At 56.8% G+C, this 13,697-nt stretch carries 12 protein-coding genes and 1 pseudogene; 7 read left to right on the top strand and 6 right to left on the bottom strand.

Features of this window, described 5'->3' with window-relative positions; translation table 11 throughout:
- Positions 1–6: 6 nt before the first annotated feature.
- The 4 genes and pseudogenes from htpX to A1WC_RS09605 all read right to left on the bottom strand — a co-directional run bounded on the left by htpX (position 7) and on the right by A1WC_RS09605 (position 4,467).
- The gene (gene htpX / locus A1WC_RS09620; RefSeq protein WP_008804280.1) at positions 7–891 is read right to left on the bottom strand and encodes a protease HtpX; all 885 of its coding nucleotides are present in this window, start codon (positions 889–891) and stop codon (positions 7–9) included.
- Positions 892–1,126: 235 nt separating this feature from the next.
- Positions 1,127–3,175, bottom strand: coding sequence for a carboxy terminal-processing peptidase (gene prc, locus A1WC_RS09615; RefSeq protein WP_016161384.1), 2,049 nt, complete (start codon positions 3,173–3,175; stop codon positions 1,127–1,129).
- Between the two features lie 19 nt (positions 3,176–3,194).
- Positions 3,195–3,872 carry an RNA chaperone ProQ gene (gene proQ / locus A1WC_RS09610; protein WP_008804278.1) on the bottom strand — a complete coding sequence of 226 codons (678 nt, stop codon included), beginning with the start codon at positions 3,870–3,872 and terminating at the stop codon, positions 3,195–3,197.
- A gap of 81 nt (positions 3,873–3,953) precedes the next feature.
- Positions 3,954–4,467: pseudogene (locus tag A1WC_RS09605) on the bottom strand (GAF domain-containing protein).
- A gap of 132 nt (positions 4,468–4,599) precedes the next feature.
- On the opposite strand from A1WC_RS09605, the gene yebS reads away from it, so the two are divergent.
- The 5 genes from yebS (at position 4,600) to A1WC_RS09580 (ending at position 10,692) form a co-directional block, all read left to right on the top strand.
- Positions 4,600–5,883, top strand: coding sequence for a membrane integrity lipid transport subunit YebS (yebS, locus tag A1WC_RS09600; RefSeq protein WP_016161385.1), 1,284 nt, complete (start codon positions 4,600–4,602; stop codon positions 5,881–5,883).
- Positions 5,852–8,485 carry a PqiB family protein gene (locus tag A1WC_RS09595; RefSeq protein ID WP_016161386.1) on the top strand — a complete coding sequence of 878 codons (2,634 nt, stop codon included), beginning with the start codon at positions 5,852–5,854 and terminating at the stop codon, positions 8,483–8,485. Before yebS ends, A1WC_RS09595 begins: the two co-directional genes overlap by 32 nt.
- A 129-nt stretch (positions 8,486–8,614) precedes the next feature.
- Positions 8,615–10,048 (top strand): 16S rRNA (cytosine(1407)-C(5))-methyltransferase RsmF, encoded by a 1,434-nt coding sequence (gene rsmF, locus A1WC_RS09590; protein ID WP_008804274.1) that lies wholly within the window; start codon positions 8,615–8,617, stop codon positions 10,046–10,048.
- A gap of 115 nt (positions 10,049–10,163) precedes the next feature.
- Positions 10,164–10,403 carry a YebV family protein gene (locus A1WC_RS09585; RefSeq protein WP_002911393.1) on the top strand — a complete coding sequence of 80 codons (240 nt, stop codon included), beginning with the start codon at positions 10,164–10,166 and terminating at the stop codon, positions 10,401–10,403.
- A 97-nt stretch (positions 10,404–10,500) separates the two neighbouring features.
- A complete protein-coding gene (locus tag A1WC_RS09580; protein ID WP_002911395.1) occupies positions 10,501–10,692 on the top strand; it encodes a YebW family protein in 192 nt (63 codons plus the stop codon).
- Here A1WC_RS09580 and pphA read toward each other — a convergent pair.
- Positions 10,689–11,342, bottom strand: coding sequence for a protein-serine/threonine phosphatase (gene pphA, locus A1WC_RS09575; RefSeq protein ID WP_012967753.1), 654 nt, complete (start codon positions 11,340–11,342; stop codon positions 10,689–10,691). The two genes, A1WC_RS09580 and pphA, sit on opposite strands and share 4 nt — an antisense overlap.
- A gap of 156 nt (positions 11,343–11,498) precedes the next feature.
- Between pphA and A1WC_RS09570 the strand changes: the two genes are divergently transcribed.
- Together A1WC_RS09570 and A1WC_RS27540 are read left to right on the top strand one after the other, a co-directional pair.
- The gene (locus tag A1WC_RS09570; RefSeq protein ID WP_162493241.1) at positions 11,499–12,467 is read left to right on the top strand and encodes a VirK/YbjX family protein; all 969 of its coding nucleotides are present in this window, start codon (positions 11,499–11,501) and stop codon (positions 12,465–12,467) included.
- Positions 12,468–12,570: 103 nt separating this feature from the next.
- Positions 12,571–12,714, top strand: a complete 144-nt coding sequence (locus tag A1WC_RS27540) for an Ecr family regulatory small membrane protein (RefSeq protein WP_048268691.1) — start codon at positions 12,571–12,573, stop codon at positions 12,712–12,714.
- A gap of 644 nt (positions 12,715–13,358) precedes the next feature.
- Here A1WC_RS27540 and A1WC_RS09565 read toward each other — a convergent pair.
- Positions 13,359–13,697 (bottom strand): YebY family protein, encoded by a 339-nt coding sequence (locus A1WC_RS09565; protein ID WP_008804271.1) that lies wholly within the window; start codon positions 13,695–13,697, stop codon positions 13,359–13,361.

Genomic DNA, 13,697 nt, shown 5'->3' on the forward strand with positions numbered 1-13,697 from the left:
GACGGATTACTTCAGATACTCACCGCTACGCAGGGCTTCAATACGTTTATCCAGCGGCGGGTGAGTCATAAACAGCTCGCTCATGGATTTCGCTTTACCATTGATGCAGAACGCCATCATGCTGCTGGCTTCCTGTGGCTCATAGCTGGTTTTCAGACGCTGCAGGGCAGCAATCATCTTCTCGCGGCCCACCAGTCGCGCCGAGCCGGCGTCAGCGTGGAACTCGCGATGACGAGAGAACCACATGGTAATAATGCTGGCCAGAATACCGAACACCAGTTCCAGCACCGTGGCGACAGCGAAGTAGATCAGCGGGTTACCATTGCTGCTCTCCCCTTCATCTTCCCGGTTGCCGCCGAGGAAACCGGCCGCAATCTGGGCAATCACGCGCGAGATAAAGATAACGAAGGTGTTCACCACCCCCTGAATCAGCGTCATGGTCACCATATCGCCATTAGCGATATGGCTGATTTCATGGGCAATGACCGCTTCCGCTTCATCACGGCTCATGTTTTGTAGCAGCCCGGTGCTGACGGCGACCAGCGAGGCGTCGCGACGCGCGCCGGTAGCAAAAGCGTTAATATCAGGCGCGTGATAGATAGCCACCTGCGGCATGGCAATGCCCGCCTGCTGCGCCTGTTGGGCGACGGTGTGCATCAGCCAGCGTTCCGTTTCGTTGCGCGGCTGCTCGATCACTTCCCCACCCACAGACTTCAGGGCCATCCATTTCGACATCATCAGCGAAACGATAGAACCACCGAAGCCGAACAGCAGGGCCATAATCAACAGACCGGTCATGCTGCTGGATTGGATCCCCGTGAGGCTTAACACCAGCCCGAACACGACCATTACTGCCAGGTTCGTCAGCAGGAAAAGCGCGATTCGCATCATAATTTTCTTTTTACCTCAATTTAACAAAACGCACTATGCGATTACCCACATCGTATGGGTCAGGCTGCAATTTTCAACCATCAACCCCCGCTAAGTCACGATAAAAACACAACTTTACATTTTGTAGCATCTTGCTGACAGCGGCCGGGCAGGTTGACATTTTGTTAGTTGAGCTGAAAGGTGATGACAAAAGCACAAAATAAAACGGGCACCCTCTGAGGTGCCCGTTTGTTATTTATTTACTGGCTGGCGGTTCCACCGCCGGGCGCGCTTTTTCAAGATGCGCCAGGTCTACCGCGATATGGACCGTTTCATCAAGATACGGATCCGGCTCCTGGTAATCCTTCGGCAGGTCATCCAGTTTTTTCAGCAGCGGTTTGCCTTCGCGTTTCAGGCGATCGTTAATCCGCGCCAGACGAATCGCATCATCCTCTTCGTTCTCTTTCTCACGCTGGGCGTAGTTCAGAGAGACGATGTTACGCTTGTCCTTCATCGCGTTATAACGGGCAATATCCTTCATGATGTACTGGAACTCTGGATCCTGCGCGATACGCTCATCATGGCGCTTGAGCAGTTCCGGTCCAAACGGGGTCAGATCCCCGGACTTCACGTAGGTGGCTGCGTTGATGCTATCCCACGGCAGCGCGTTGTCTTCATACTGCTCGCCGGTCTCACGATCTTCATTACCGGTTGGCATCATGATATCCGGCGTCACGCCTTTACGCTGCGTACTGCCGCCGTTAATACGGTAGAACTTCTGGATGGTGTACTGGACGGAACCTAACGCCGGCCAGTCCGGACGCAGCATCTGATCGTAGATACGATTCAACGAGCGATACTGCTGTACCGTCCCTTTACCGAAGGTCGGCTCGCCAACGATCAGCGCGCGGCCATAATCCTGCATCGCCGCGGCGAAGATTTCAGACGCCGAGGCGCTAAAGCGGTCAACCAGCACCACCAGCGGCCCTTTGTAATAGACCACGCCATCGTTGTCGCTGTCTTCGCGGACCTTGCCATTGTTATCACGGACCTGCACTACCGGGCCGGACGGAATAAACAGACCCGAGAGCGATACCGCCTCGGTCAGCGCCCCGCCGCCGTTGCTGCGCAGATCAATGACGATGCTGCTGACGTTCTGTTTTTCCAGCTTCTGCAGTTGCACCTTCACATCATCGGTGAGACCAACGTAAAAGCCCGGAATATCCAGCACGCCGACTTTTTCTTTACCAACGGTTTTCACCGACATCTTCACCGCACGGTCTTCCAGACGGATCCGCTCGCGGGTCAGGGTCACGATACGCGTCTTGGCCCCTTTGCCTGCCGGCAGGATCTCAAGGCGCACTTTGCTGCCCTTCGGTCCTTTAATCAGCGCGACCACGTCATCCAGACGCCAGCCGATGACATCAACCATCGGCTTCCCGGTCTGGCCAACGCCAACGATACGGTCGCCGACGCTGATCGCTTTGCTCTTCGCGGCCGGGCCGCCCGCCACCAGCGAATTGATGACGGTGTAGTCATCATCCATTTGCAGGACAGCGCCGATCCCCTCAAGAGAGAGGCTCATCTCAGTGTTGAACTGCTCGGTATTACGTGGAGACAGGTAGTTGGTGTGCGGGTCGATTTCGCGAGCGAAGGCGGTCATCGCCAGCGAGAAGACATCTTCGCTGTTGGTTTGCGCCAGACGACGGATCGCGAACTTATAGCGACGCGTTAAGGTGTCGCGGATCTCTTTATCGTCTTTACCCGCCAGCTTCAGGCTTAACTGGTCAAACTTCACCTTGGCGTCCCACAGCGTGTTCAGCTCGGCCTCATCTTTTGGCCACGGCGCTTTGGAGCGATCAAGGTTAAAATTATCGTTGCCGGTAAAGTCCATCGGACGTTCCAGCACCTTCAGCGCATACTGATAGCGCTCAAAGCGACGCTGCTGCGCCAGGTTGTAGAGGTCGTAGAAGACGTCCAGTTTCCCGGTGCGCAGTTCGTCGCCGATTTGGTCTTTTTTGGCCGCGAACTTCGCCACATCGCTGGCCAGCAGCACATTGTGGCTGTAGTCCAGCAGGTTCAGATAACGGTCAAAAATCTTTGCCGAGAAGGCGTTGTCGAGATCAAACTGACGGTAGTGAGAACGGGTAAAGCGCGACGTCACGCGCTCGCTCACCGTCGCGTGCTGCGGCTCTTCTTTCAGCACGGGTATTTGATCTGCACGGGTTATTTCATCAACAGCGAAAGCATGGCTTGCTATTGCCAGCAGGCCCGCAAGCGCGGTGATTTTAAAAAATGTGTTCATGCCTGGCCCGGCCTCCGTTTCAGAACACCAGGTGTTCTGCGCGTACAATCATTGACATACCAGAAGTCAGCTGTACACGAACGCCATCTTTGGTGATTTCCAGAACGGTGGCGTCCATTGCGTTATTGCCTGCTTTTACCTTCAGCGCCTGGCCGACGGTCAGAACGGAAACATCCGAAACCGGAGTATGACGCTCTTCACGCGGGGCTTTGGCCGCAACAGGACGCGGTTTACGCTGTTCAGCGCCTTCTTTACGACGCGGCTGCTGAGGACGCGGTTTACGCTCGCGGCGAACCCCTTCATCCTGCTGACCTGCGGCGGCGGCGGCTTCGCGTTTTTTCGCCTGCTGGGCAGCGCGCTGCGTCTGAACGCGAGCTTTCGCTTCTTCCAGCTGCTGGCGCGCATGGGCAATGTGCTGTTCTTCCAGTTCGCCGCACGGGTTGCCGTCCAGGTCAACGCGGATAGCGCCGGCTTTCACGCCGTACAGATAACGCCAGCTGGACGTGTAGAGACGTAATGCAGCGCGAAGCTGGGTTTTGCTGAGATTCATCTCACCACCCACTCGCTCAACGAGATCCTGAAAAATACCAATTTTCAGGGGGCGCGCTTCGCCTTCAGCGCTAAAGCACTGCGGGAAACGTTCGGCCAGAAAGGCGATAACTTCTTTACTGCTATTCAACTTAGGTTGATTTTCCATGAAATTTCCTGATTACAACGGACGTAGCCAACAAGCCGCAGGCATGAACAGGCGACATTATAATGACGTCCTCGCTAAATGCTACGTTATCCGTTGATTATCCCACGACACGGGTAAAGATTTTTTGATAATCAGTGGCCGCGATAAGTTTTTCCAGTTGCTCGACCAGCGTGCGCAACCCCTGCTCATCTTCAGCTGTGAAGCGGCCATACGCCGTGCTGTCGATATCCAGCACGCCGATAATCTGGTCGTTCACGCGCAGGGGAAAGACAATTTCTGAATTACTGGCCGCATCGCAGGCAATGTGACCATCAAACGCATGCACGTCCTCTACGCGCTGGACCTGGGCTTGCGCCACCGCGGCGCCGCAGACGCCGCGGCCAACCGGAATGCGCACACAGGCCAGTTTGCCCTGGAACGGCCCCAGTACCAGGGTATCGCCTTCCAGAAGATAGAAACCGGCCCAGTTGACCTCGCTCAGCCGCTCGAACAGCAGCGCGCTGGTATTGGCGATCATCGCCAGAAAACTGGTTTCACCTGCCATTAATGCCTGGAAATCGCGGTTCAGATCCGCGTAAAATTCTGTTTTGCTCATTATATCTTCACTTGGTTGTCTTACTGCCTGATACGTACAGCCTACTAAAATAAGCATTAAATGCGCTTAGGCTCAAGATGAATTCATTCATAGGTTAAGATAGTGGGATACATTCATTCCTGTACGTAATAAATGCCGATAAAAACACCAACGATTAAACCTGCGAAGAAGTTGGTCGTGCATGCCGTCAGCACACCGCTTCCCTATGCGCATTATCAGCGCTGTACGCAGTGTGACATGCTCTTTCGCTTACCGGTGCTTAAACGCAACCAAAGCGCCTGGTGCCCACGCTGCAACGCCAAGGTGCGCGATGGGCGCGACTGGTCGCTGACGCGTTTGGGCAGCATGGCCGTTGCGATGCTGCTGCTCATGCCTTTTGCCTGGTCGGAGCCTCTGCTGCGCCTGCACCTGCTGGGCGTGCGCATCGACGCCAACGTCCTGCAAGGGATCTGGCAGATGACCGCGCAGGGTGACCCGCTTACCGCCGCCATGGTGCTGTTTTGCGCGGTGGTCGCCCCGGTGCTGCTGGTGGTCTCGATTAGCTATCTCTGGCTGGGCAACGTGCTGGGGATGAACCTGCGCCCGGTGCTGCTGATGCTCGGCAAGCTCAAAGAGTGGGTGATGCTGGATATCTATCTGGTGGGTATTGGCGTCGCCTCCATCAAGGTGCAGGATTACGCCTTTCTGCAGCCCGGCATCGGCCTGGTGGCGTTTATCTCGCTGACGCTACTGAGCATCCTGACGCTTATTCACATGAACGTCGAAGAGCTGTGGGAGCGTTTCTATCCTGAACGGCCAGCGACCCGCGCCGATAACAATTTACAGGTGTGCACCGGCTGCCACTACACCGGCTACCGCGACGCGCGTGGCCGCTGCCGACGCTGCCACTCCCCGCTGCATCATCGCCGGCCGCAGAGCCTGCAGCGCAGCTGGGCGGCGCTGATTGCCTCGCTGATATTTCTCTTACCAGCCAACCTGCTGCCGATCTCGATCATCTATGTTAACGGTGCGCGCCAGGACGATACGATCCTTTCCGGGATCATCTCCCTTGCCAGCAGCAATATCGCCATCGCCGGAGTGGTATTTATCGCCAGTATTTTGGTGCCATTCACCAAAGTTATAGTGTTATTTACCCTATTGGTCAGCATACAATTCAAGTGCGAGCAAGGCTTGCGCACCCGCATCCTGCTGCTGCGGCTGATAACCTGGATTGGCCGCTGGTCGATGTTGGATCTGTTTGTTATTTCACTCACCATGTCGCTAATCAATCGCGATCAGCTCCTCGCTTTCACCATGGGGCCGGCGGCGATTTACTTCGGCGGTGCGGTAATTTTAACTATTCTTGCAGTTGAATGGCTGGACAGCCGCTTACTTTGGGACGCACATGAGTCAGGAATCGCCCGCTTCGCAGACTGAAGCCAGAATAAAAACTAAACGCCGTATTTCGCCATTCTGGCTGTTGCCGGTTATCGCGCTGCTGATTGCCGCCTGGCTCATCTGGACCAGCTTTGACGACCGCGGATCGACGATTACCATCGATTTCCAGTCCGCTAACGGCATTGTGCCGGGGCGGACGCCTATCCGTTATCAGGGGGTCGAGGTCGGCACCGTCCAGGATATTAGCCTCAGTAAAGATCTGAGTAAGATTGAGGTTTCCGCCAGCATCAAACGCGATATGAAAGATGCGCTGCGCAAAGAGACCCAGTTCTGGCTGGTCACCCCAAAAGCCTCTCTGGCGGGGGTCTCCGGGCTGGATGCGCTGGTGGGCGGGAACTACATTGGCATGATGCCTGGCAAGGGTGAGCCCGAAGATCACTTCGTGGCCCTCGACACTCAGCCGAAATACCGCATCAACAACGGCGAGCTGATGATCCACCTGCAGGCGCCGGACCTTGGCTCCCTGAACAGCGGCTCGCTGGTCTATTTCCGCAAGATCCCGGTCGGGCGCGTGTATGATTTCACCCTGAATGCCAATAATCAGGGGGTCACCATCGATGTCCTGATCGAGCGCCGGTTTACCAACCTGGTGAAAAAAGGCAGCCGATTCTGGAACGTCTCCGGGATCAAAGCCGACGTCGGCCTGAGTGGGGCAAAAGTGCAGCTGGAGAACCTTTCTGCGCTGGTGAACGGCGCTATCGCCTTCGATTCACCTGCCGATTCGCAGGTTGCGGCGCAAAACGATGACTATCATCTGTACGAAGATCTGGCGCATAGCCAGCGCGGTGTGCTGGTCACCCTCGACCTGCCCGACGGCGATGGGCTGAAAGCAGGCTCGACGCCGCTGATGTATCAGGGGCTGGAAGTGGGTCAGTTAAGTAAGCTGAATCTTAACCCCGGCGGCAAAGTGACCGGCGAGATGACCGTCGACCCGAGCGTGGTGACGCTGCTGCGTGAGAAGACGCTGATTCAGATGAAGAAGCCGAAAATTTCCCTCGATAACCCCAGCGTCAGCGCCCTGCTCACCGGCAATACCTTTGAACTGGTACCCGGTGAAGGCGAGCCGCGCAACCACTTCTCCGTCATGCCAGCAGATAAAGCGCTGCTGGAGGAGCCCAACGTCGCCACCGTCACGCTCTCGGCGCCGGAAAGCTACGGGATTGACGGCGGCCAACCGCTGGTGCTGCACGGAGTAAAAGTCGGCCAGGTGCTGGAGCGCAAACTGACGGCCAAAGGGGTGACCTTCCAGGTCGCGATTGCCCCCGAATACCGCGATCTCATTCGCGGTGACAGTAAGTTTGTGGTTAACAGCCGTCTGGATGTCAAAGTCGGACTCGATGGCGTGCAGGTGCTGGGGGCCAGCGCCAGCGAATGGGTTAATGGCGGGATCCGGGTCATTCCGGGAGAAAAAGGCGAAATGCAGAGCAGCTACCCGCTGTACGCCAACCTCGAAAAGGCCCAGGAAAACAGCCTGAGCGAAGTGCCGACCACGACCTTAAGCCTCTCAGCCGAGACCCTGCCTGACGTTCAGGCCGGCTCGGTGGTGCTGTATCGTAAATTCGCCGTCGGCGAGATCATCGCCGTCAAACCGCGCAAAGACGCTTTCGATATCGATTTGCATATCAAGCCGGAGTACCGCTACCTGCTGAGCAACAACAGCGTCTTCTGGGCCGAAGGGGGGGCGAAGGTCAAACTTGACGGCAACGGACTCACCGTTCAGGCCTCGCCGCTGGCGCGCGCCATTAAAGGGGCGATCAGTTTCGATAACCTCAATGGCAGCAGCGCCAACGCGCGGCTGAATAACAAACGTATCCTTTACGCTTCGGAAACGGCGGCGCGCGCCGTGGGCGGCCAGATCACCCTGCACGCGTTTGACGCCGGGAAGATGGCGGCCGGGATGCCGATTCGTTATCTCGGCATCGATATCGGTCAGATCCAGTCCCTGGAGCTGATCACCGCCAAAAACGAAGTGCAGGCGAAAGCGGTGCTCTACCCGGAATACGTCGGTACCTTCGCCCGGGCCGGGACCCGCTTCTCGGTGATCACCCCGCAAATCTCCGCCGCGGGCGTCGAGCATCTGGACACCCTGTTCCAGTCCTATATTAACGTTGAGCCCGGACGCGGGCCGGCGCGCCGCGACTTTGAGATCCAGGATACGACGATCAGCGACTCACGTTATATCGACGGCCTGAACATCGTGGTGGAAGCGCCGGAGGCGGGGTCGCTTGGCATCGGTACGCCGGTCCTGTTCCGCGGCCTTGAGGTGGGGACGGTCACTGGCCTGTCGCTGGGGTCAATGTCCGATCGGGTGATGGTGAAACTGCGCATCAGCAAGCGCTACCAGTATCTGGTACGCAATAACTCGGTGTTCTGGCTGGCCTCAGGTTACAGCCTCGACTTCGGCCTGATTGGCGGCGTGGTGAAAACCGGGACCTTCAACCAGTTTATCCGCGGCGGGATCGCCTTCGCCACGCCGCCGGGGACACCGCTGGCGCCGAAGGCCCAGGATGGCAAGCACTTCCTGCTGCAGGAGAGCGAGCCGAAAGAGTGGCGGGAATGGGGCACCGCCCTGCCGCAGTAACCCTCGTAACGCTTTTCCCGCACCGGCCAACGCCGGGGGCGGGAAGATGACTCACCGCACGCCCCGGTGTCCTGCACCGGGGCGTTTGTGCTAAACTGCGCACCCTTTTTTTTCTGTGGTGCGCTGCCTGTGGCTGAAAATACTGTCTATTTCCCTGAAGCGTTTCTCGCTCAAATGCGTGCGGCAATGCCCGCGCATCTCTCTTTCGACGACTTTATCGCCGCCTGCCAGCGCCCGCTACGCCGCAGTATTCGCGTCAACACGCTGAAAATCAGTGTGGCCGATTTTCTCTCTCTGGTCGCCCCGTATGGCTGGCAGCTGACGCCGGTCCCCTGGTGTGAAGAGGGATTCTGGATCGAGCGGGACGGCGACGATGCCCTGCCGCTGGGCAGCACCGCCGAACATCTCAGCGGGCTGTTCTATATTCAGGAGGCAAGCTCGATGCTGCCGGTCGCCGCTCTGTTCGCCGATAACCCGCAGCCTGAACGGGTGATGGATGTTGCCGCCGCGCCGGGGTCTAAGACCACCCAGATTGCCGCCCGAATGGGTAACGCGGGCGGCATTCTGGCCAATGAGTTCTCCGCCAGCCGGGTGAAGGTGCTGCATGCCAACATTAGCCGCTGCGGCATCAGTAACGTCGCCCTGACCCACTTCGACGGCCGGGTTTTCGGCGCGGCGCTACCCGAAGCTTTCGATGCCATCCTGCTTGATGCCCCCTGTTCGGGCGAAGGCGTAGTGCGTAAAGATGCTGACGCACTGAAAAACTGGTCGCCGGAGAGCAACCTCGACATTGCCGCCACCCAGCGCGAACTTATCGACAGCGCCTTCCATGCCCTGCGTCCTGGCGGGACGTTGGTGTATTCGACCTGTACCCTGAATCGCGAGGAAAACCAGTCGGTTGTTCAGTGGTTACTGTCCCGTTATCCGCAGGCGGTGGAGATCCTGCCGCTGGGAGATCTGTTTTCCGGCGCGGCCGATGCCTTAACCGCAGAAGGATTTTTGCACGTATTCCCGCAGATCTACGATTGCGAAGGCTTCTTTGTCGCTCGCCTGCGCAAGACCGCGGCGATCGATCCGCTCCCGGCGCCAGGCTATAAGGTCGGCAAATTCCCGTTTACGCCGCTGAAGAGCCGGGAGGCCGCCGCGGTAACTGCCGCCGCCAGCGCTGTTGGCCTGGTGTGGGACGCAGGCCATACGCTGTGGCAGCGGGATAAAGAGCTGTGGCTGTTCCCGCAGGCTATGGAGCCCCTGTTTGGTCAGGTGCGTTTTTCACGCATCGGCGTACGCCTGGCAGAGGTGCACAATAAGGGGTACCGCTGGCAGCATGAGGCGGTTATCGCCTTTGCCGCGCCGCAGCGCGCCTTCGAGCTGACCCAGGAGGAAGCGGAGGAATGGTATCGCGGACGCGACGTCTATCCGCAGACCGCGCCGCAGCAGGATGAGGCCATCGTGACCTTCCAGGGTGTCCCGCTGGGTCTGGCCAAGCGCGTTGGCTCCCGTCTGAAGAATAGCTACCCGCGCGAACTGGTACGCGATGGGAAACTTTTTGCCGGCAAGGTGTGACGCCGCGCAAAAAATGCGCACTTTTTGACTGGCGGTTTTCACCCCATTGACTACGCTGAAAAATGACGGCCTCAACTGGTCGTACCACAACTCAGCTGAAAAATGGGGTGAAGCGATGAGTAAAACCAATGTCCGCATCGGCGCGTTTGAGATAGACGATGCCGAACTGCACGGTGAACATCAGGGAGAGCGAACGTTAAGTATTCCCTGCAAATCCGATCCAGATTTATGTATGCAGCTTGACGCCTGGGATGCCGATACCAGCGTGCCCGCTATTCTCAATGGCGAACATTCCGTGCTCTACCGTAAACATTACGACCGCCAGTCTGATGCCTGGGTCATGCGCCTTGCCTGACTCAAATGAACCCGTCGCCTGAGACGGGTTATTTATTTCCCCGTCCCGCCGTCATCCCCTACACTAAAGAGTATGTGAACCCGAGCATGAGGCCAGGATGTTTGCCTTGGTGTTGTTTATTTGCTATCTGGATGGCGGCTGCGAGGACATTGTGGTTGACGTCTACCGCGAGGAAACGCAGTGCTTAGTGGCGATGGAGGATCAGCGGATCCGCCACGGCGGCTGCTATCCGATAGAAGATTTTATTGATGGCTTCTGGCAACCCGCCAGCGAATACAGCGATTTTTAACCTGCCGATTGTAGCGCCACCAGCGTCAGCGTTCCGCCAAACACGGCGCCCGTATCAATATAGTGTTGATTATCGCGTTCATAAGGCGTGCGAAGCGGCGTATGGCCAAACCAGAAATGGTCTGCTCCGGCGATGGCGCCATGACGTCCCGCCAGATGTTCGCTCAGGCGATGACGGCTCCATAACACCCGCTGGGGATCCACCGGCTGCTGCCAGCGATAGACTGGCGCCGGATAATCGGCATGGGCGATCACATGCCGGGCATCTGCACACCCAACTTCAATAATCAACGGTAACCGCTGACAACGCGCTAACAGCCGGTCGGCTTCGGCCCGCTGCTGCGCGGTGCCCCGGCCATACCAGTCGCCGCCATTCATCTGCCAGAGTGCCATATCCCCGCTCTCCAGCGCCTCCAGCGCCATCTGTTCATGATTCCCCCGAACGGCCCTGAACCAGCGGCAGCGCAGCAGGCCGAGGCAGTCAGCGCTCTGCGGTCCGCGATCGATCAGATCGCCCACGGAAATGAGCAGATCGGCCCAGGGATCAAAGCGCAGCTGACGCAGGCGGCCCATCAGTAGCGCAAAGCAACCATGCAGATCGCCCATCAGCCAGATATTACGCCAGTCGCTACCATTAATACATTGATACATATAATTACCTCTCTGCTGTAATTATAGGTAATTGCGCCGAATCCCCCGTGATTTTTATTTACACCTCAATCGATTTTAAACAAACGGGAAATATAGTCGGCCAGAGGATTAAGCTTATCAGAAGCTCGCTTTAAAATAGGAGGAAATAACAACGAGGTGTTTATCGTGACAGACAATAGCCTGCATTCAACCAGCGTGCTTGCGCCGCGCTCGCATCTTATTGCCGATCTGGTGATGGGCAGACTAATACCTGCACCTATCTGGCGGCAGAAAAATTTTCGCCTTAAATTTCTGCTGCGTACGGCGTTATTTTATAGCCCCACCAAAGCAATGCTTGAGTCGCTTAGCGCCCGTGACGATTTTAATCAGCTTCTGACCGCGCAGGCGACCTTGCCGGGGAAAGTGCACCGTCAGTACCTGACGCGCGATCTTAACGCCTGGCAGCGGGCGATGGCGGTGATAAGTCATTATCGCTACATCGATACCCTGCAGGGGTCGCTGCTGGCGCATGCCATGACCGCGGTGAGCGAGGTCCCGCTGCTGACGCTGAACGGAAAAGACGACAGCCCGTTCACTCTCTCCGCCTCCTCAGCCGGGAAGGCTGAGCGCGAGGGCGAAACCACATTATGGCTACGCGACGGCGATCACACCCTGTTGGCCAGCGCAACCTTTAGCGTGACCTGGGACGGTGAAGCCTGGCAACTGGTCATCGGCGGCCTGCAGGGGCCACGGCGCCACGTTTCCCATGAGGTGATTAAGCAGGCCACTCGCGCCTGCTTCGGCCTGTTCCCGAAGCGCCTGCTGCTGGAGTTCATTTGGCTACTGGCCGCTCGCAGCGCTATCGAGTCGATTTATGGCGTCAGCGATAACGGCCATGTGTTCCGTGCCCTGCGCTATCGTCTGAGCAAGGGCCGCCATTTCCACGCCAGCTACGACGAGTTCTGGCAGTCCATCGATGGTAAGCCGGAAAGCGCGTGGCGCTGGCGGCTGCCGCAGCGTCTGGAACGAAAATCACTGGAGAGTATCGCCAGCAAAAAACGGGCCGAATACCGGCGTCGGTTCCAGCTGCTGGATCAGCTGGCTGAGCAGGTGGACATCCTGACGCAACCGCGCCATGGTGCGTAAATTTCGCTGCGGATAGCGCCGCGCTGACACGCGGCGTTTGCTTATTCGGTCGTTATTTCGCTACTATCATGGCCCCTGGCGCCATTGGATAGTGGTTGGCATGATGAGTAAAACCGAAATTTTCCTGCTGATTCTTCTTGCGGTCATTCTGCTGGGCTGCGTATGGTTTATTTTTAGCGATGAAATTTGGCTTTTGCTCTGCTATCTCGAAAGTAAAATATATCCCACCTTTAGCGTCCCTGAATAATTTTAGCCGCTGTAAATAGCGGCGCATTCGCTTATTATTTTTAGCGATACGGTCGTTCATTGATAGCTAATCGCATGAATTGCCAAACCTATTAGACTTTGCTTATTTTATTTGTCATACAAATGTGTATACTAGCAGGCTTCCGATGTTGGCCCGCCAGTTAACCTGCACGCCGGGCCTGGTTAGGTGCAGGTTTTTTCTTTTCTCTTTCCACCCCAGCTTCAGATCTCTCCTTCCCGACGCAACCCTTCCTCAGGATGCGATTTGTGTGTAAATGGATTGTGTATGCTAAAAACGGTGTGCTATAACGGGACATCCAGAGGCCAGCCTGGGGTTTGACTGACATGATGTCGCTGGCTATTGCGAAAGCAGAAAGTTACCGATAAAAAGAGACCGAATACGATTCCTGTATTCGGTCCAGGGAAATGGCTCTTGGGAGAGAGCCGTGCGCTAAAAGTTGGCATTAATGCAGGCTAAGTCGCCTTGCACTATAAGAATAGTTTAACGCGTCAGCTTTTCCAGTCCGTGGCCAATGTGGTCGTATAATTCCTGGGAAACGGCTGTCAGCCAGTAAAAAACCGCCACTGCCGTTATCCGGCAAGGGCGGTTTTTTTTATGCTATTACAGTAAGATAACGCGGAACGTTAGCAGAGCTTCTGCGCTCGCTCGATAAATGGCGCAAGACTCATTTTTTGTCCCGGATGCTGCGGATCGTCGATCTGGATCACCGAGATCGGCTGCGCGGTCGTCTTGCCGGCTTTAACCTGCTGTTCCGCGACGTCATTGAGCGGATACTGGACCAGCGTACTCGGGTTGATGGCGTAAAGCGCGTTACCCGGACGGCAGGTCAACATCACCTCTTCACGGTTGAACGCCCAGCTCTCCTTCCCCACTTCAAAGCGGCTCACGGTGATAATTTGCGGCGCCGCCAGAGCAGCCCCGGAGCTTGCCAGTAACAACATGGTCAGAACAATTTTTTTCAT

Origin of the sequence: Klebsiella sp. KTE92 (genome assembly GCF_000398905.1) — a bacterium.
GTDB classification, from domain to species: domain Bacteria; phylum Pseudomonadota; class Gammaproteobacteria; order Enterobacterales; family Enterobacteriaceae; genus Klebsiella; species Klebsiella variicola.